The sequence below is a fragment of the Vibrio panuliri genome (assembly GCF_009938205.1).
Taxonomy (GTDB): domain Bacteria; phylum Pseudomonadota; class Gammaproteobacteria; order Enterobacterales; family Vibrionaceae; genus Vibrio; species Vibrio panuliri.
In genome coordinates this window covers 572,893-592,291 of sequence record NZ_AP019654.1, presented here as the reverse complement: position 1 = coordinate 592,291, position 19,399 = coordinate 572,893, and the positions used below count along the sequence as shown (strand labels likewise).

Here is a 19,399-nt window from a genome sequence, read left to right as displayed (position 1 = left end):
TCTCTTATTGAATTGTTTGAAGCATTTGTGATTTTTTGTCGACGACCGACGCAAGTTTATCCGCTAAAAGACTATTCGTCGCCAAAGCGCTTAGCTAAAATATAAGGTGAATAAACAAACCAAGGGTTAGTCATGCGCGACCATCGCCCAACGTTGGGAAATGAGATTATCTCAGACTCCCGCTTTGCGAAATTACAACAGCATGCAGAAGAGATCATGACGATCAATAAGCTGCTGAAAACGATCCTACCGAAAAATACGGCGGATCATTGCCGCGTGGCAAACTTGCGTGACAATCATCTGGTTATCGAAGTGGCCAGTGCCGCTCTGATGATGAAGATCAACTACGATCGCTTGAACATTCTTAACCAACTTCGTGGGCAAGGATTCGCTCGATTAATTGCGGTTGAAGTGCAGATCAATCCCGATCTTTATCGAACCAAGGCCAGCGAAAAATCACAACCAGCCAAGCGACGCGACCCTATTTCTAATACCGCTGCGGAATATTTAAAAGCGATTTCTCACGGCGCTTCGCCCAAAGTCAAAGCTCGCTTAGAGAGTTTGGCGCAAATGGCAGACAAAAAAAAGGCATAAAAAAACCAGGCTGTTAGCCTGGTTTTTTCTCATCTAAGCTGCTTATGCTAAAACCATGTTTGGTTCTGCAAATGCGACTGGAGAGACTTCTTCTTGTTCGAACGTTACCCACTCCCACGCTTCTTGATCAGCAAGCACTGCACGAAGTAGTTGGTTGTTCAAACCGTGACCGGATTTAAAAGCACGGAATTCACCAATAATTGGGTGGCCACACATATAAAGATCGCCAATCGCATCCAGTACTTTGTGAGTAACGAACTCATTTTCAAAACGCAGACCTTCTTCGTTGAGAATACGGTAATCATCCAACACGATTGCATTGTCAAAACTACCACCCAACACTAGGTTTTGCGATTGTAAGTACTCGATATCACGCATAAAGCCGAAAGTACGCGCACGTGAAATCTCTTTAACGAAACCTTTAGACGAGAAGTCAAACACCAAACGCTGTTCATCCGACTCAATAGCAGGATGATTAAACTCAATCTCAAAGTCCATACGGAAACCATTGAAAGGCACAAACTCGGCCCATTTATCGCCATCTTCAAAGCGAACTGGTTTCTTAATACGAATAAAGCGTTTTGCTGCATTTTGCTCTTCGATGCCTGCTTGTTGTAGCAAGAAGACAAAAGGGCTAGCACTGCCATCCATAATTGGAATTTCAGGTGCATCAACTTCGATAATCACGTTGTCGATACCCATGCCAGCAAGAGCTGCATTCAAATGCTCTACTGTTGAGATACGAATACCTTGGTCGTTCACAAGTGCGGTACACAGCATGGTATCGCGAACAGATTCTGGATCCGCAGGAAAATCCACAGGTGGATTCACGTCTGTTCGACGGTAAATCACACCGGTGTTTGCAGCAGCTGGGCGAAGAGTCAAAGTTACTTTACGCCCTGAGTGTAAGCCTACACCGGTCGTTTTCACTATTTCTTTCAGAGTACGTTGTCTGATCATCTACTTGCCTCAGTAATGGTGCTACAAATCGCGGACGATATAATCATCGGTCGCGCATCGTATCACATTTTCGATCCGTGTCAAATTTTGACACAATTAATCAGCTTGACGACGTAAGAAGGCAGGGATGTCTAGATAGCCATCTTTTTCTACTTTCGGTGCCGTGCTTTGGCCTGAACCATTGCTTGCTGATGTAGATTGAGTTGCCGGTTGAGAAGCGACTTGTGGTTTCTCTTGCAATGTTTGTGCCGGTTTCTCTTCTACTTTTACCGCTGCTGGTTGTTGTGTTGCAACTGGTGACTGAGGTTGCGCCACTGGTGCAACTTTCGCTTTTCCGCCTGCTACTAACGTAATGTCAGGTTTCTTCTCGTTACCAATACCTGTTGCTACCACTGTAACACGAATTTCATCCGCCATGTCAGGGTCAAGTGACGTACCAATAACCACGGTTGCGTTGTCTGATGCGAAAGCTTTCACTGTGTTACCGACAGTTTCAAACTCATCAAGACGCATATCAAGACCTGCTGTGATATTGACAAGTACACCACGTGCGCCGGCAAGATCGATGTCTTCTAGAAGTGGGCTTGAGATAGCCATCTCTGCCGCTTCTTCCGCTCGGTCTTCACCTTTCGCAACGCCGCTACCCATCATTGCGTGACCCATTTCTGACATTACTGTGCGTACGTCAGCAAAGTCGACGTTGATCATGCCTGGGCGAGTGATCAGTTCCGCGATACCTTGCACCGCGTTCTTCAACACATCGTTTGCACTTGCAAAAGCTTCTAGCAGTGTAATGCCACGACCAAGAACTTTAAGTAGCTTTTCGTTTGGAATAGTAATAAGAGAGTCAACATGCTTTGACAGCTCTTCGATACCTTGTTCCGCAAACGCCATACGCTTCTTACCTTCGAAGCTAAATGGTTTTGTCACTACTGCAACCGTTAGGATACCTAACTCTTTTGCAACTTCAGCGATAACTGGTGCCGCACCTGTACCTGTGCCACCACCCATACCAGCTGCGATAAACACCATATCGGCGCCAAAGATAGATTCTTTAATTCTATCGCGATCTTCGAGAGCAGCGTCACGTCCCACTTGTGGGTTTGCACCCGCACCAAGACCCTTTGTCATGTCGCCACCAATTTGGATGACGCTGTTTACGCTTGTCTTACGCAGTGCTTGAGCATCAGTGTTGATGCTGATGAATTCAACACCTTCAATGGACTCACGTACCATGTGTTCAACGGCATTACCGCCACCGCCACCAACCCCAACGACTTTAATTACCGCATCGTCAGACATTTCCATCATCGGTTCAAACATGTGTTATCTCCGTTTTTCCTGCTGCTCAGGTTAAAACTCTTTTTGTATCCAATTACGCAAGCGATCAAATAACGAACTTACTGGCTGACGCTTTGGCTCGTTATATTCAGTATCTTCGTTAATCTGACTGTCTCGTGCGTAATGAAGTAAACCAACTGCCGTAGAATGATACGGCTCTTTTACATAATCAGTTAGACCACTCACCTCAAGAGGCTTGCCAACTCTAACTTGGTTGCGGAAAACGCGTTCCGCACATTCTACCAAACCTTCAATTCGCGCGGCACCACCAGTGAGTACTACACCAGCAGCTAAATGGTGTTTAATACCATCTTCACGCAACTTCTCTTGAACAGTATCGATAGTTTGGTTAACGAGTCCCATAAGTTCAGTATATCTCGGTTCAATCACTTCAGACAAAGTTTGTCGTTGCAAACTACGCGAAGGACGACCACCAACACTCGGAACGTTAACCGTGTCATCTTTGCTGACTAGCTCACTAAGAGCACAGCCATATTTCACTTTTATCTCTTCAGCATCACTAACTGGGGTGCCAAAAGCGAACGCGATATCACTTGTTACCGCATTGCCCGCATAAGAGAATACTTCGGTATGTCTTAGCGCACCACCTGTCCAGATAGAAACGTCCATTGTACCCGCACCGATATCTACCACGCACACGCCCAACTCACGTTCATCTTCAGTAATCACGGCATTACTTGCCGCTAAACCTGAATAGACCAAGTGTTCCACTGTTAAACCGCAACGTTCAACAGCTTTAATAATGTTTCTTGCCATATCATTGTGACAAGAGATCAAGTGCACACTCACTTCCATGCGCACCCCAGATAAACCTAGCGGGTTTTTAATTCCCTCTTGGTAATCAATGGTAAATTCTTGCGGAATTACATGAAGAATGCGCTGTTCATCACCAATTTTGATTGATTTTGCAGTATGGATCGCACGATCCATATCTTCTTGAGAGACTTCTTCATCGGAAATAGTTCCCATCCCTTTTTCAATGCGGCTCGCAATATGGCGACCTGAGATGGAAATAAATACGTTGCGAATCTGACATTCCGCCATCAGTTCCGCTTGATCTACAGCTCGCTGCACCGATTTCACCACGGACTCAAGATCGTTTACGCCACCTTTGTCCATACCACGTGATGGACTGGTACCGGCGCCAATGATGTTGATTTGACCGTCAGGTAGAATTTCACCTACCAATGCTGATACGGTTGCAGTGCCTATATCTAGACCAACAATAATGTTGTCATCAGCGGTCTTCGTCATCTGTGCTCTCTTGTTGTGACTCTTGTTCTGGGAACCAGCCTACCGCGGCTCCCGTATCATACCTAAGGTCAATATAACTCACGCGTTGAGCGTCACTACCTAGGCTGCTATACAACGAAACAAAACGATTAATGCGCTCATCGAGAGACTCTTTGCCTAACTCCAAACGAATACCGTTATCGAGAATAATTTGCCATGCGCGTCGATCATTTAAAACCAGTGAGGTAATGGTTAACCCTAGAGGTTCAAACAGTTGGCTAATTCTTTGCCAAGTTTCCAATACCTCAAGGTTTGAGCCTTTAGGACCATAGAGCTTAACTCTATCGCCTTTTAGCTTACCAATATCACCATTAAAGATCTGACCATGGTCATCTAACAAAACATCACCGTTCCAAATTGCTTTGGCGTGATGCTCAGTTAAAAACACTTTTATCGTATCCGGCCACTGTTTGCGGATGGAGACATGCGAGACCCAAGGGATCTGTTCGATCACGTCCTGCAATGTGTCGACATCTTGCGACATAAACGTCCCTACGTGCTCTAACGTAGAAAACGCTCGCTGTACGTCCAGCGCAGTAACGTATTCCAACTTGCCCTGAAGAACAAGTTTGGATAACGGCAAACGTTGATCGTCCCACATCCACGAAATGGTAGAAAAGAGTAGAGAGCCAATTAGGACAATCACCATAACAAAAAAGCCAGCACCCACGAGGTGCTTTTTAATGCTTGAGATGTCTTTCAGACGACGGTCTTGGGAAAAAGATGTACTAATCAAAGTCCGTTGCCCTTGTTATACGCTCGCAATTCTAAATCCTATCCCTTTGCATAGGCCAAAGCATTCACTATAACCCTCGGATTATACTGGGGTCGTAAAAAGTATCAAACCTTGAAAGTGAGAAATCGTTTTTTTAACGCAATAATTGCGCTAAATCTTCAAAAATCTCAATCTCACGCCTGCATTTTCGCGATGTTTAGTTTAAGTGCTGCTAATTGCTTAGCAACTTTACCCACATCACCAGCACCTTGCGTTAAAACAAGGTCACCATCTTGTAATACGTTCGCTAACGCCGCTGGCAGTGTCTCGCTATCCGGCACAAAGATCGGATCTATCTTGCCACGACTGCGAATAGTACGACATAACGAACGCCCATCCGCTCCCGCAATCGGCTTTTCACCCGCCGCATAGACATCCAGCATGATCAGAACATCGACCTGCTCTAATACGTTAGCAAAATCATCATAAAGGTCACGAGTACGGCTATAACGGTGTGGTTGAAAAATCATCACTAGGCGTTTATCTGCCCAACCACTGCGTGCCGCTTGAATCGTCACCCCGACTTCTGTTGGATGATGACCATAATCGTCAACCAACATCGCTTGACCATTGCCGGTCGCAAACTCACCGAGGTGATCAAAACGGCGCCCGGTACCTTGGGTTCCAAGCATTGCGCTTAAAATCGCCTCGTCAGAAATATCATCTTCGGTTGCAACCGCAATCGCAGCGGAAGCATTGAGGGCATTGTGTCGCCCTGGAATATTCAGCGTGATATCAAGGTTCGCACGGCCTTGACGTACTACGGTAAACTTACCTTGCTGACCTTCTTGGCGATAATTCTCAATTCGCACATCCGCATCTTCCGAGAAGCCGTAGGTGATCACTTGGCGGCTCACTCGAGGAATCAACTCACGAACGACTGGATCATCAATACATAAGATCGCTTGACCGTAGAAAGGCAAGTTATGCAGAAAGTCGATAAAGGTTTGCTTTAGCGTTTCAAAATCACCGCCATAAGTGTCCATATGGTCAGCTTCAATATTGGTAACAATACTCACCATTGGCTGAAGGTGTAAGAATGATGCATCACTTTCATCTGCTTCGGCAATCAAGATACGGCTTGAGCCTAAACGAGCGTTAGTTCCTGCGCTCTTCACTAGACCACCATTAACAAACGTTGGATCTAGACCAGCTTCTGAATAGATTTGTGTAACTAGTGCGGTTGTCGTGGTTTTACCATGTGTCCCCGCGACCGCAATACCGTGACGAAAACGCATCAACTCCGCCAGCATTTCTGCACGACGAACCACAGGGATACGCGCTTCTCGCGCGGCTTTAATCTCTGGGTTGGCTTCGTTGATCGCCGTTGAAACCACTACCACACTGGCCTGTGCAACATTGCTCTCATGATGGCCAATATATACTGTCGCCCCTTTCTCAGTTAGGCGCTCTGTGACCGCATTTTCTGCAATGTCAGAACCTGTAATTTGGTAACCCTCATTGAGTAGCACTTCAGCAATACCACTCATACCAGCCCCACCGATACCAATAAAGTGGATCGATTTTACGCGGCGCATCTCTGGAACCATTGCTCGAATCTGAGCTAAATCTTGTGTGTGTTTTACGGTCATCGTGTATCTCGTTATTTGGTTAGCGCGATAATCGCATCCGCTACAACGCGGTCCGCTTCTAACATAGCAGCACTTCTCGCTTTAAGAGCCATCTGTTGTAAGTGAGAGCGATCCAACGACTGGATTTCACTCACCAACTTATCGACGCTCAGCTCTGGCTGTTCAATCATTTTTGCCGCCCCGCACTCAACCAAATGGTCAGCATTTAGGGCCTGCTGTCTGTCTTTGTGCATAAATGGGATGAAAATAGCGCCCACCCCAGCCGCAGCAACTTCGGAAACCGTTAACGCTCCTGAGCGGCATACTAATAGATCGGCCCATTGGTATGCATCGGCAACATCATCAATAAACTCCATCGTCTCCGCTTGGGTGACTTGATGTTGTTGGTAAGCCTGTGCGACGTCTTGCTGACTGTTTTTACCCGCTTGGTGACGTACTTGATAACCCTCACCGAGCTTGGCCATCACTTCCGGCATCGTTTGATTAAGAATACGTGCACCTTGGCTTCCGCCCATCACTAAAATGCGGATCGGACCTTGACGATCAGCCATACGCACTTGCGGTTCAGCAAGAGCCACGACATCTTCACGTACTGGGTTGCCCACCACCTGCGCATCAGGAAATGCACCAGGAAAGGCTTGGAATACTTTCTTAGCAATTTTCGCCAACCATTGGTTGGTTAAACCCGCAACTGCATTTTGCTCATGCAGTACAACAGGGATACCGAGCAACCATGCCGCAATCCCGCCCGGACCGCTGACATAACCACCCATACCGAGCACTGCATCTGGGCGCCATGCCTTCATATGTGCTCGAGCTTGCAAAATCGCGTTAACAATCTGAAAAGGCGCTGCAATAAGACGCGCAATCCCTTGACCACGTAGCCCTTTCACTTTAATAAAGTCGATATCAATACCGTGCTTCGGTACCAACTCTGCTTCCATTCTATCCGCAGTACCTAACCAACGAATCTCCCAACCTTGTTGTTGCAGTTTTTTGGCGACCGCGAGACCCGGGAAAACATGCCCGCCTGTACCACCAGCCATTACCATTAAACGTTTTTTATTATTGCTCATCTTCTGTATTCTTTTCTATTTGCAGCGCTTTAAGACGGCACTCATGGTCAATTCTCAATAAGATTGAAACCGCGACTGACATAATAATTAAACTCGAACCACCGTAACTGATCAGTGGGAGGGTTAAACCTTTGGTTGGCACAATACCCGCCGCCGCACCTACATTGACCAATGTTTGGAACGCAAACCAAATACCAATACCAAAGGCTAAGTAACCACCAAAAAACTCATCACTCTCAAATGCTCGTCGCCCAATGAATATTGCTTTAAGTACCAAGCTAAAAATCAGCATCAGCACTAATACGACGCCAACAAAACCTAACTCTTCCGCCAACACGGCGAACACGAAGTCGGTATGAGCTTCTGGCAAGTAAGCCAGTTTCTGAATGGAGTTACCTAGACCTTGCCCAAACCAATCACCACGGCCAAATGCCATTAATGATTGCGTGAGCTGATAGCCACTGCCAAATGGGTTTTCCCAAGGGTCGAGAAATGACGTCACACGCTTCATACGATATGGCTCAGCAACGATCAATGCAATTACCGCGACAATACCGACAACCATTAAGGCAAGAAATTGGGTCAGCTTCGCTCCGGCAATAAACAACATGCCGAACAAGGTCACTAGCATTACGATCACCGTACCCAAATCTGGCTGAAACAGCAGTAGCACCGCAAAAGCACCAAACACGAGAATCGGCTTGATAAAGCCACCAAAAAACGTCGCACGAACTTCATCTTGTTTACGTACGAGATAACCCGCCATAAAGATAAATAGTGACAACTTGGCAACTTCTGCAGGTTGCAGGTTAAATAACCCGAGCGGGATCCAGCGCGAGGCACCGTTTACTGATTTACCGCCAACGAGCACCACAATCAATAATACGATTGCGATCCCGAGCAGAATTGAACTGAACTTAAGCCAGTGTTTGAGTTGCACTTGCAGTATGACTGCAGCCGTGGAAATCGCCAGCAACAAGAATACCGCATGACGGAACATAAAGTGGAAAGGCTGCCCAGTCAGACGATAGCTAATAGGGAAAGAAGCCGATGTCACCATCACCAAGCCAGTCAACATCAACCCGAGCGCAATCCACACTAATTGACGGTCAAAAAGTGCTTGTGGTGCTGGTTGAGTAAACCACTGTTTAAAATTAGCGACGTGTTCTCGCAACGGCATGTATTTAGTTATCTCTTATATTTCTAGCCAAGCTCTTAATCCATTAGTGGCTTAACGCACCGCCTGACACGGTGCTTATACTATATCGTTAGGCAAACTGCTTTGCCAATTCAGCAAAGGCATCACCACGCGCCATAAAGTTATCAAATTGGTCGAAACTCGCGCACGCTGGTGATAGCAACACCATGTCTCCCTCACTGAGTTGAGGTTTTGCCCACGTAATGATTTCTTGCATGGTATCAAAGCGCTTTGCCGAAGGGTGCAGCGCCATAAACTTATCACCATCAGCACCAAAGCAGCAAAGTTGCAGGTTTAAATTTGCTAGGACTGGCGCTAATTCACTAAAGTCAGCACCTTTACCATTTCCGCCAACCAGCAGATATAGCTTACCTGCTAAAGTTAAACCAGACAGCGCAGCTAACGTACTCGCTACATTGGTCGCTTTAGAGTCGTTAACCCACTTAATACCTTGATTATCCGCAACAACTTGGCAGCGATGTGTCAAACCTTGGTAAGATTTCATTGCTGGTAGGCCAGCTTTGAAGTCAACCCCTGCTTTGGCGAGCAAAGCAATGACCACCAATGCATTAGCCACATTGTGTCTGCCTACTAGGCTAAGCTGCTCAAGCGGTAAAATACGCTCACCAAGCCAAGTTAGATACTCGCATCCATCAAACTGACTCACGCAGGCATCGGCTGACGTTTCAATCGAGAATGTCACCAAATTTTCCGTCGCAGCGGGGTAAGTCTCTCGATCATCAGCATTGACGATACATGCTTGAGCATGGTCAAAAATACGCAATTTCGCTTGACGATAGTCCGCCATACCTTGATAGCGATCCATGTGATCTTCGGAAAGATTGAGAAAAGCACCCGCTACCAACTCTAAACTGGACGTTGTCTCGAGTTGAAAACTTGAAAGTTCAAGGACATACAGGTCAGCATCAAGCTCAAGCAAATCCAGTGCAGGTACGCCAATATTGCCGCCAACCCCAACGGCCAATCCAGAGGCTTTTGCCACCACACCCGTTAGATCCGTCACGGTACTTTTGCCGTTTGAGCCAGTAATGGCAATCACTGGCTTGTTGACATGCCATGCGAACAACTCAATATCACCAACGACAGGGATACCTGCGGTAAGCACTTGTTGAATCTCTGGCGTTGCTAAGGCAATACCTGGGTTGGTCACCACCAAATCAGCATCCAGTAACCAATCGGTTCGCCAACTGCCAGAATGCAGTTCGACTTCACTCGGTAGTTCATCGTGACCTGGGGGTGTACTGCGGGTATCAATTACCTTAACTTGCAAGGCAATCGGTAGACGCATGAGATGCTTAACAACAGAGAGCCCGGTGATACCGAGCCCTACAACCACAACTTTTTCAATACCTTGCCAACGCTGCATGGTCATGGTGTCAATTTCCTTAACGAACTTTAAGTGTCGCTAGACCAATCAGTACCAGCACAATAGAGATGATCCAAAAACGCACAATAACGCGTGGCTCAGGCCAACCCTTCAACTCATAGTGATGGTGAATCGGAGCCATACGGAAAATACGTTGTCCACGTAGTTTGTACGAGCCCACTTGCAGTATCACCGATAGGGTTTCCATAACAAACACCCCACCCATGATGACTAAAACAAATTCCTGACGAACCAACACTGCAATGGTACCCAGTGCACCGCCTAAAGCTAACGAGCCGACATCACCCATAAATACTTGTGCAGGATAGGTGTTAAACCATAAGAAGCCTAGCCCCGCGCCCACGATAGCCGTACACACCACAACGAGTTCAGAGGCGTAAGGTACATGTGGAATATGTAAGTAGCTAGCAAACTGAACGTTACCGGTTGCCCATGCAATTGCCGCAAAACCCGCTGCAACAAGCACTGTTGGCATAATCGCCAAGCCATCAAGACCATCGGTTAGGTTTACCGCATTACTGGTGCCGACGATAACAAAGTAAGTCAGTACAATGTACATCAAGCCTAATTGTGGCATCACTTCTTTAAAGAAAGGCACCACCAACTGCGTCGCGCTGGTATCGTGTCCATGAGCATAAAGAGCAAACGCCACTACCAAAGCGATCACGGATTGCCAGAAGTACTTCCAACGAGCAATAAGCCCATCAGTGTTCTTACGCACCACTTTACGATAGTCGTCGACAAAACCCACCGCACCATAGCCACCGAGAACAAAAATCACCGCCCATACGTAGGGATTACTCAAGTCCGCCCAAAGCAAAACAGTGGTGATAATGGCTGCAAGAATCATCACACCACCCATTGTTGGTGTGCCACGTTTACTGAAGTGAGATTCTGGACCTTCATTGCGCACCACTTGACCAATTTGCAACATCTGCAAACGACGAATCAAATGAGGGCCCATCCATAACGAAAGACCTAATGCAGTTAACACGCTTACAATGGCGCGAAACGATAGGTATTCAAACAGACGGAAGAATGAAAAATATGGCTGTAGCAGCTCTGCAAGCCAAATAATCATGAATAGATCTCCTTCAATGCAGTTGCAACTTTACTCATTCCAGCGCTATTGGCGCCTTTGACCAGTAAAGTATTAGGACCGATATGATGTGGCAACTGCTGTACTATAAATTCAATCATGCGGTCATGTGAGTCGAAGTGTTTTCCATGACAAACGTCGCTGATCACTCGTGTATCAGCACCGTACGTCAGTACTTGCTCGAAATTAAATGGGGCTGCATGTTCCCCGACTTGACGGTGAAGTTCAAGACTTTCATCACCTAACTCTGCCATATTCCCCAAAATAAGCCAGCGAGTACCATTAAATCCGGCTAATAGGTCTGCCGCGGCTTTCATCGCAGGAACACTCGCGTTGTAGCTATCGTCGATCAATTTAAGTTGCTCATTGAGCGCGACAACTTCAACGCGACCTTTTACTTTGGATAAATGAGCAAGTCCCGTCGCTACTTGAGTCAAGTCTGCACCTAACTCCAGAGCGAGTGCCGTTGCTGCAAGGGCATTGGCAACATTGTGTCGACCAATGATGCCCAACTGCACATTTTGGCTGCCAACCGGGGTATGAAGAGTAAAGTGCGCTTCGCCTGCATCATTCACTCCGATATTGTCAGCGAAGTAATCTGCGCTGGCATCCAGAGTGGAGAAGGTCTTAACTTGCTTGTCTGCTAGTGCTGCTTGCCAAAAATCACCACCGTGACTTTCTAGATTGACCACAGCCACACCGCCAGATTTCAAACCTTGGTAAATCTCACCTTTGGCCTGTTTTACTCCGTCAATAGAACCAAATCCTTCCAGGTGCGCCGCAGCAACGTTGTTCACTAAGGCAACATCTGGCGTAACTAACGCCGATGTATAAGCGATTTCACCAATATGGTTCGCTCCCAACTCAATCACTGCGTAATCATCATTTGGCGTAGAACGCAAAAGCGTCAACGGAACACCGATATCATTGTTAAAGTTGCCAGCGGTATAAAGCACCTGACCGTTAAGCGACATAATGCTCGCGACCATCTCTTTGACCGTCGTTTTTCCGCAACTTCCGGTGATAGCGACGGTTGGCGTGGTACATTGCTGATGAACATAAGCAGCCAACTGGCCCAAAGCGATTTTACTGTCTGGTACCACAAGTTGTGCGATGTCTAACTGTAAAGGACGAGAAACCAGTAGAGCGGCTGCGCCTGACTCTACCGCTTGATGAGCAAAATCATGAGCGTCAAAGCGTTCACCAACCAGCGCGACAAACAGGGCGCCAGATTCAATATTACGAGTATCGGTAGAAACTTGGGTGATCGTACAATCTTCACCAATTAACTCGGCATTCAAGACGCTAGCCAAATGGCTTAATGAGAGTGGAATCATGATGTAAGTCCTAAAAGTTGCTGCGCTGACTCACGGTCTGAATAGTGAATAGTTTCATTGGCAAGCACTTGGTAATCTTCATGCCCTTTACCCGCAAGGAGGATAATGTCATGCGCACTGGCGTTATTAAGCGCATATTGCAGTGCTTTAAAACGGTCATGTTCAACCACGGCATCACTTGGGTGACACATACCAGCCAGCATATCTTTGACGATTTCCTCAGCCTTCTCACTGCGTGGATTATCATCAGACAGAATAACCTTATCGGCTAACCGCTCGCCAATTTCAGCCATCATTGGTCGCTTACCTTTGTCTCGGTCACCACCACAGCCAAAGATTGCCCAAAGCTTACCTTGGCAATGAACACGCAGGGCCATTAATGCTTTTTCAAGCGCATCGGGAGTGTGAGCATAATCGACGACTACTTTAGCCTGACCTTGAGCGGCAAACAGCTCCATTCGCCCCAAAACCGGCACTAATTGAGCGGCACTCTCCAACAATTGCTGCTTATCAATCCCTAATGCCAACAGAGTGGTTAATGCCAACATCACATTGCTGGCATTAAATTCACCAATTAACGGCACATGAAAATGTCCCGCTCCGAACATACCGTCAAACGCAATATCAATGCCTTGTTCTGAATAGCCCACTGACGTTGCCCAAACAGCGTTGCCACTCTCTTGTGGCTCAAGTGATACCGCAATGGCATTCTCCAAACGCTTAATCCATTGCGCGCCGACTGCATCATCAACATTGATGATTGCATGTTGACATTCATGCTGAGTAAAGAGCGTAAATTTAGCTTCTGCGTACTCTTCCATCGTGCCGTGATAATCAAGGTGATCACGACTTAGGTTAGTAAATACGCCAGCGACAAATGGCAGTGCTTTTACACGCCCCTGAACTAGGCCATGTGAAGAAACCTCTAACGCCGTGTACTGAGCACCTTGTTCACCAAGTTGGGCAATCGTACGCTGCACATCGACTGCATTACCGGTTGTATTGGCAGCAGGTTGTAGCTGTTCAAGAAAGCCATTACCGGTTGTACCCATAACCGCTGCGCGATGCTCAACCAATCCTAACCATTGCGCTATAAGTTGAGTGATCGTCGTTTTACCATTCGTGCCCGTAACACCAATCAGTTGATTGTTGTGTTGCGCATACAAGCGCCCAGCAAGCTCAGAGAGAATATTGCCCAGTTCAGCAATATAAACGATGGCAATTTCATTTTGGTATTCCACCAAACCGTGAGGTTTGCTGTCGCACGCTTGAGCAATGACAGCATTCGCCCCTTTGCTCACAGCCGATGCGATAAACTGACGCCCATCAATCGCGTGGCCTTTAATTGCCACGAAGGTAACACCTTGCGCTATCTGTCGACTATCCAGTTCTAGCTGACGAACGTCGGTATTGGCGATAGCCTGTGGTACATCGAACCACGGTGCTAATAATTCTTTCAATGTGAGGCTTAACGACATATCCAAGGTCTCACTCTATTCCTGCTTAAATTTATTTTCATCTGGGGCGATGTTAAGGATCTGCAACGTCCCTTTTAAGATCTCAGAGAAAACTGGACCTGCAACCGAACCGCCGTAGTAGTTGTCACCTTGCGGCTCGTTAACAATCACAACGAGAGCGACGCGTGGATCACTCGCGGGCGCGACACCTGCGGTATAAGCAAAGTATTCATCGCCATAACCGCCCGCAATGGCTTTACGTGACGTCCCGGTTTTTGCAGCAACACGATAACCCGGCACAGCAGCTTTGGTTGCAGTACCACCCGGTTGCGTCACGGTTTCCAACATAGCGAGCACCATGCGTGCGTATTTCTCATCGATCACTTGGCGCGACAAGTCTTGCTGGTTGTTTTCAATAATATGAACAGGCTGGTACTCGCCGTGGTTACCCAGCGTGGCATAAGCGTGTGCCAGTTGTAACGGAGTAATCGTCAAACCATAACCAAATGACAGCGTCGCAATTTCAAACTGTGACCATCGACGTCGGTCAGGGAAAATACCCGTACTTTCACCACGCAGTGTCAAACCGGAAGACTCACCAAAGCCGACACTGCTATACATACCAAGCAAAGCTTCCAATGGCATTTCCAGCGCTAACTTGGCAACACCAATATTACTCGACTTCTTCAAGATGGTGGTTAAATCCGCTTTACCGACTTTTGATGTATCACGCACACGGCTTCCGCCCACCTGCATAATGCCATTGCCAGTATCAATCACGGTGTTTTCATCTGCAACGCCATTTTCCAATGCCGCCAGCACGACAAAAGGCTTCACCGTCGAACCGGGTTCAAAGGCGTCGGTAATGACTCGGTTACGCATTTTTGCTGATTGCAAATCCGCGCGATTGTTTGGGTTGTAGGAAGGCGCATTAACCATCGCGAGCACTGCGCCCGTTTTTACGTCCAGCACCACGGCTGAAGCTGATGTAGCACGGTAATCCGCTACCGCTTGCTTAATCGCTCGGTAGGCAATCGCTTGTAGTCTTTGATCGATGGTTAAGGTTAATGGCTTACCTTCTTCACGCTCTTCCAACGCAATGTTTTCTACCACACGGCCATAACGGTCTTTACGAATAATACGCTTACCCGCTTCACCAGTGAGCACTTTGTCGTAACTCACTTCGACCCCTTCAAGGCCATGTCCGTCAATCCCCGTCACACCAACAACATGGGCACTCACTTCGCCAGCAGGGTAATAACGACGTGATTCTTTCTTCAAGCCGATCCCCGCCAATTTCAGCTCACGAATATAGTTCGCCATCGCAGGGCTCACTTGACGCTGAAGATAGATAAAGCGACGAGACTTGTTCTGTTTGATCTTCTCAAGCATTTCTTGGCGGTCGAGTCCTAGCACATCGGCTAATGCGTGCCAGCGGTCAATATCACCCAAGCCTTGTTTCTGTTTGAAGATGGTCACCGGATCAGCCCATACCGCTTCAACAGGCACACTCACCGCTAATGGTTCGCCATTTCGGTCAGATATAATGCCACGTGCTGAATATAAGGTCTGAGCGCGTATAGAACGCATATCACCCTGCTTAATCAGGTTGTCCGGTTCCACGATTTGGATATAACCGATACGAGCAACAAGCGCAGCGAAGATAAGAAAAACAAAGAATAAAACCAAATAGAAACGCCAGCGAATTAGCTGTGGCGGCTCAATAGGGGTTGATTTGGTCGCAGGTTGGACTTTTTTGGCAGAACTCATGGTAAATCAATCACCACTTCTTTATCAGAATCAGGTCGTTTCATATCCAATTCTTTTTTGGCAACGGCTTGAACTCGGCTATGTTCTGCCAAAGCCGTCTCTTCTAACAGCAGGTTGCGCCACTCATCATCAAGACGTTCACGCTCTACCAGCGCTTGATCTTTTTCAGAGATAGCCGCTCGCGTATGGTGGGTTGTAAAAACCACCGCCATCGCACTTGCAAAGATAAGCATTAACGTTATCAAAGGAAGACGCCCGACTGTGAGTAAGTCGAGCCCAATCAGTTTTGCAAGGTTTGGCGTGGTTTTCTTCATAATACTGTTATAGTTTTTCAGCAATGCGCAGCACTGAGCTGCGAGAGCGCGCGTTTAACTCAATTTCTTGCTTGCTTGGCTTGATCGCTTTACCGACAGCTTTAAGATTCGCACTACCCATTGCTTTGATCTGTTCTTCGGTCAATGGAATACCGTGTGGCACTTCCGGCCCTTTGCTCTCTTTGCGAATAAAGCGTTTCACCATGCGATCTTCTAAAGAGTGGAAGCTAATCACCGATAGACGACCTTCAGGAGCCAAAATGCTTGCCGCTCCTTTCAGTGCGGTATCAATTTCTTCCAACTCACTGTTGATATAAATTCGGAACGCTTGGAATGCACGTGTCGCTGGGTGCTTTTTCTCTTTAAAGCTTTTTGGCGCAGCATCAGAAATCAGTTTTGCCAACTGGCCCGTGCGAGTCAGTGGTTCATTTTCTTCATTCTCACGATAAGCCACAATCGCTTTAGCAATGCGACGAGCATGCTTATCTTCACCAAACTCGCGAATCACCCAAGTGATATCATCAAGATCAGCTTCGACCAACCATTGTGAGACTGGAATGCCAGAAGTTGGGTCCATACGCATATCAAGCGGGCCATCCTTCATAAAACTGAAGCCACGCTCAGCATCATCTAATTGCGGAGAAGAAACACCTAAGTCAAATAGCACACCATCAACCTGACCAACGAGGTTGTGTTGCTCAGCATAGGTTGCGATGCCAGAAAAAGGACCATGTACGATAGTAAAGCGAGGATCGTCAATTTTTTTCGCCTCTTCAATCGCTTGTGGGTCACGGTCGATACTGAAAAGACGACCATTTTCCCCTAGCTTGGATAAGATTGTGCGACTGTGTCCGCCACGACCAAACGTACCATCGATGTAGGTGCCATCAGGCTTGATTGCCAATCCATCAATTGATTCATTTAGTAATACCGATATGTGTTTAAATGCTTCTGACATAGTTATCTCATCTAGCTAGCGTATTGATACGTGCTTGTTCTCAGTGTACTGATTTCATCATCCAGCGCCACCTTATCTAGCAGGCAACGCGTGATATTGCGCTAAGTTTATTGCTTACGGAATAATTTTGGTCAATAAAAAGCAAAAAACCACTACTCGCAAAGATATAAACGTAAAGCTCAAAATGCTTGTTGGTTTTTAACCATAAACCACGCAGTTCAAGCGGCGAGGAGGTTATCATACCTCGCTTGGTTCGGGAAATATTCGCCAAGGTTATTTATCGCATCCGATTAGATATGGGAACGAAAAAACTAAGATGCATGAAGAGATTTTTTAGCGATAAGATCACAAAGGCCCCGCATAAAGCGAGGCCTTGTGAATCCGAAGATTGGAGCCGACACATAAGCCGGGTTCTGTTCCGCTTGCGCGGCGGTAGCCATTCGTCTAGGCCAGCAATCGCTCACTGGCTCGAGCAACCTACCCGCCTCCTTACGCGAGCAACGCAATGTGGAGGCCTATTTGGTCTTGCTCCGGGTGGAGTTTACCCTGCAACGAACTGTTGCCAGTCGTCCGGTGCGCTCTTACCGCACCCTTTCACCCTTACCTGATCCCTTACGGGCCATCGGCGGTCTTCTCTCTGCTGCACTTGTCGTAGGCTTGCGCCCCCCAGGCGTTACCTGGCACCCTGCTCTATGGAGCCCGGACTTTCCTCCCCTTTGTCAGTCTCCCGAAGGACGTCAACGTCAGTTTCCCAAAGGACCTCAACGTCAGTCTCCCGAAGGACATCAACAAAGCAGCGACTACCCAGTCAACTCCGAGGGCGGATTGTATAGAGTTCAGAGTGATGTGTCTAGCGAGATCACAAATATGCTGTTATGAGCGGTTTAAGTGATTAGAAAGTAGGCGATGCGGGATGCGGGATGCGGGATGCGGGATGCGGGATGCGGGATGCGGGATGCGGGATATTTTGCCTTTTAGAGAACGGGGTGAGTCAATGGTTTCTCGTAATTGAGGGTTGGCATCAAACCTTACGCCCCTCAAGGGCGAGGCACTTTATATGTTTGTCATCCTCAAGAGCATAAGCATACCCCTGTCATCCTCAAGAGCGAGGGACGAGCGAGTTGGGGATCTCGCTTTCACTCAACAAAACAAGATTCCCTACTCGCGCTAACGCGCTCTATGGAATGACAAATTTAGATTAGCGCGAACTAATGCAACGCCCATTACTGCGTCACGAAGCACCGTGTTCCGTAGGACGAAACCCGCTCCCACGTCCCGAAGCGCAGCGTTCCGGTTCCCTTAATCCAGATTCTCCAACCCCCACTTATACAGAGCGTTCTTTTTCAGGTTATAGATTTCTGCAGCCAGTGCAGCGGCTTTTTTCAATGGCAGCTCTTTGGTTAAGATTGCCAGTGTGCGAGTTGCTTCATCTGGCAAGGTGTCATCGGCAACTTCACGATGTCCGTGAACAAGTAACACCATCTCCCCACGCTGTTGGTTGTCGTCGGCTTTCACCCACTCGACCAACTCTCCCAACGGTAAACCTTGGAAAGTTTCGAAGGTTTTCGTTAGCTCTCGCGCAAGTACCACTTCACGCTCAGGACCAAGAATATCCAACATGTCATCTAAAGAGTCTAAAATACGGTGAGGAGACTCATAAAAGATGCAAGTGCGCTCTACTTTTGCAATTTCGAGCAACTTATCTTTTCTTGCTTTGCTTTTTGGTGGTAAAAAGCCCTCGAAGCTAAAACGGTCCGATGGTAAACCTGACGCACTCAAGGCGGTAATCACCGCACAAGCACCAGGTAATGGCACAACTTTTACGCCCGCTTGACGACATTGCGAAACAAGATGGTAACCTGGGTCACTAATAAGGGGTGTACCCGCATCTGATACCAAGGCAATAGATTGACCTGCGAGTAATTTTTCGACCAAAACTTGTGCTTTTTGCTGTTCGTTATGATCATGTAATGGAAAGGTTTTGGTCGAAATATTAAAGTGAGCAAGTAGCTTTCCTGTATGACGTGTATCCTCTGCTGCGATAAGATCCACGTTGTTCAGAACTTCAATCGCACGTTGGGTAATATCACCTAAATTGCCAATTGGAGTCGGTACAATAAAGAGAGTTGGGATCTGTGCAGGTAAGGTTTTGTTATCTGTCATTTGTTTAGCATCACTTCAACGATTAATATAGACACAATCTTAT

Annotated in this window: 16 protein-coding genes and 1 other RNA gene; 1 reads left to right on the top strand and 16 read right to left on the bottom strand. The window is 47.2% G+C overall.

What is annotated here, in order from left to right; translation table 11 throughout:
* Window positions 1-132 precede the first annotated feature (132 nt).
* On the top strand, window positions 133-594 hold the full coding sequence (locus GZK95_RS02760) for a DUF721 domain-containing protein (RefSeq protein ID WP_075709931.1): 462 nt from the start codon (window positions 133-135) through the stop codon (window positions 592-594).
* A gap of 42 nt (window positions 595-636) precedes the next feature.
* On the opposite strand, the gene lpxC is transcribed toward GZK95_RS02760, so the two are convergent.
* From lpxC to rsmI, 16 genes are all read right to left on the bottom strand, one after another.
* The gene (gene lpxC / locus GZK95_RS02755; protein WP_075709929.1) at window positions 637-1,554 is read right to left on the bottom strand and encodes a UDP-3-O-acyl-N-acetylglucosamine deacetylase; all 918 of its coding nucleotides are present in this window, start codon (window positions 1,552-1,554) and stop codon (window positions 637-639) included.
* Window positions 1,555-1,650: 96 nt separating this feature from the next.
* On the bottom strand, window positions 1,651-2,877 hold the full coding sequence (ftsZ, locus tag GZK95_RS02750; protein ID WP_075709927.1) for a cell division protein FtsZ: 1,227 nt from the start codon (window positions 2,875-2,877) through the stop codon (window positions 1,651-1,653).
* 30 nt (window positions 2,878-2,907) lie between these two features.
* Window positions 2,908-4,170: a cell division protein FtsA gene (gene ftsA / locus GZK95_RS02745; protein ID WP_075709926.1), complete on the bottom strand. Its 1,263-nt coding sequence runs from the start codon at window positions 4,168-4,170 to the stop codon at window positions 2,908-2,910.
* A complete protein-coding gene (locus GZK95_RS02740; RefSeq protein WP_075709925.1) occupies window positions 4,154-4,945 on the bottom strand; it encodes a cell division protein FtsQ/DivIB in 792 nt (263 codons plus the stop codon). The genes ftsA and GZK95_RS02740 overlap by 17 nt, the downstream gene beginning before the upstream one ends.
* Window positions 4,946-5,118: 173 nt before the next feature.
* A complete protein-coding gene (murC, locus tag GZK95_RS02735) occupies window positions 5,119-6,576 on the bottom strand; it encodes a UDP-N-acetylmuramate--L-alanine ligase (RefSeq protein WP_075709924.1) in 1,458 nt (485 codons plus the stop codon).
* Between the two features lie 11 nt (window positions 6,577-6,587).
* Window positions 6,588-7,628: an undecaprenyldiphospho-muramoylpentapeptide beta-N-acetylglucosaminyltransferase gene (gene murG, locus GZK95_RS02730; RefSeq protein WP_232061572.1), complete on the bottom strand. Its 1,041-nt coding sequence runs from the start codon at window positions 7,626-7,628 to the stop codon at window positions 6,588-6,590.
* A 13-nt stretch (window positions 7,629-7,641) separates the two neighbouring features.
* A complete protein-coding gene (ftsW, locus tag GZK95_RS02725) occupies window positions 7,642-8,832 on the bottom strand; it encodes a cell division protein FtsW (protein WP_075713655.1) in 1,191 nt (396 codons plus the stop codon).
* An 88-nt stretch (window positions 8,833-8,920) separates the two neighbouring features.
* Window positions 8,921-10,243 (bottom strand): UDP-N-acetylmuramoyl-L-alanine--D-glutamate ligase, encoded by a 1,323-nt coding sequence (gene murD / locus GZK95_RS02720; RefSeq protein WP_075713657.1) that lies wholly within the window; start codon window positions 10,241-10,243, stop codon window positions 8,921-8,923.
* Window positions 10,244-10,256: 13 nt separating this feature from the next.
* The gene (gene mraY / locus GZK95_RS02715; protein WP_075713659.1) at window positions 10,257-11,339 is read right to left on the bottom strand and encodes a phospho-N-acetylmuramoyl-pentapeptide-transferase; all 1,083 of its coding nucleotides are present in this window, start codon (window positions 11,337-11,339) and stop codon (window positions 10,257-10,259) included.
* On the bottom strand, window positions 11,336-12,694 hold the full coding sequence (murF, locus tag GZK95_RS02710) for a UDP-N-acetylmuramoyl-tripeptide--D-alanyl-D-alanine ligase (protein WP_075713661.1): 1,359 nt from the start codon (window positions 12,692-12,694) through the stop codon (window positions 11,336-11,338). The genes mraY and murF overlap by 4 nt, the downstream gene beginning before the upstream one ends.
* Entirely contained in the window at window positions 12,691-14,172 is a 1,482-nt protein-coding gene (gene murE, locus GZK95_RS02705) for a UDP-N-acetylmuramoyl-L-alanyl-D-glutamate--2,6-diaminopimelate ligase (protein ID WP_075713663.1), read from the bottom strand. Before murE ends, murF begins: the two co-directional genes overlap by 4 nt.
* A gap of 15 nt (window positions 14,173-14,187) precedes the next feature.
* A complete protein-coding gene (locus GZK95_RS02700) occupies window positions 14,188-15,921 on the bottom strand; it encodes a penicillin-binding transpeptidase domain-containing protein (protein WP_075709918.1) in 1,734 nt (577 codons plus the stop codon).
* Window positions 15,918-16,235 carry a cell division protein FtsL gene (ftsL, locus tag GZK95_RS02695; protein ID WP_075710097.1) on the bottom strand — a complete coding sequence of 106 codons (318 nt, stop codon included), beginning with the start codon at window positions 16,233-16,235 and terminating at the stop codon, window positions 15,918-15,920. Before ftsL ends, GZK95_RS02700 begins: the two co-directional genes overlap by 4 nt.
* 7 nt (window positions 16,236-16,242) lie before the next feature.
* Window positions 16,243-17,193, bottom strand: coding sequence for a 16S rRNA (cytosine(1402)-N(4))-methyltransferase RsmH (gene rsmH, locus GZK95_RS02690; RefSeq protein WP_075709917.1), 951 nt, complete (start codon window positions 17,191-17,193; stop codon window positions 16,243-16,245).
* A 386-nt stretch (window positions 17,194-17,579) separates the two neighbouring features.
* Window positions 17,580-18,009: RNase P RNA component class A (rnpB, locus tag GZK95_RS02685), an RNA gene on the bottom strand.
* A 483-nt stretch (window positions 18,010-18,492) separates the two neighbouring features.
* Window positions 18,493-19,356 carry a 16S rRNA (cytidine(1402)-2'-O)-methyltransferase gene (gene rsmI / locus GZK95_RS02680; protein WP_075709916.1) on the bottom strand — a complete coding sequence of 288 codons (864 nt, stop codon included), beginning with the start codon at window positions 19,354-19,356 and terminating at the stop codon, window positions 18,493-18,495.
* Window positions 19,357-19,399 lie beyond the last annotated feature (43 nt).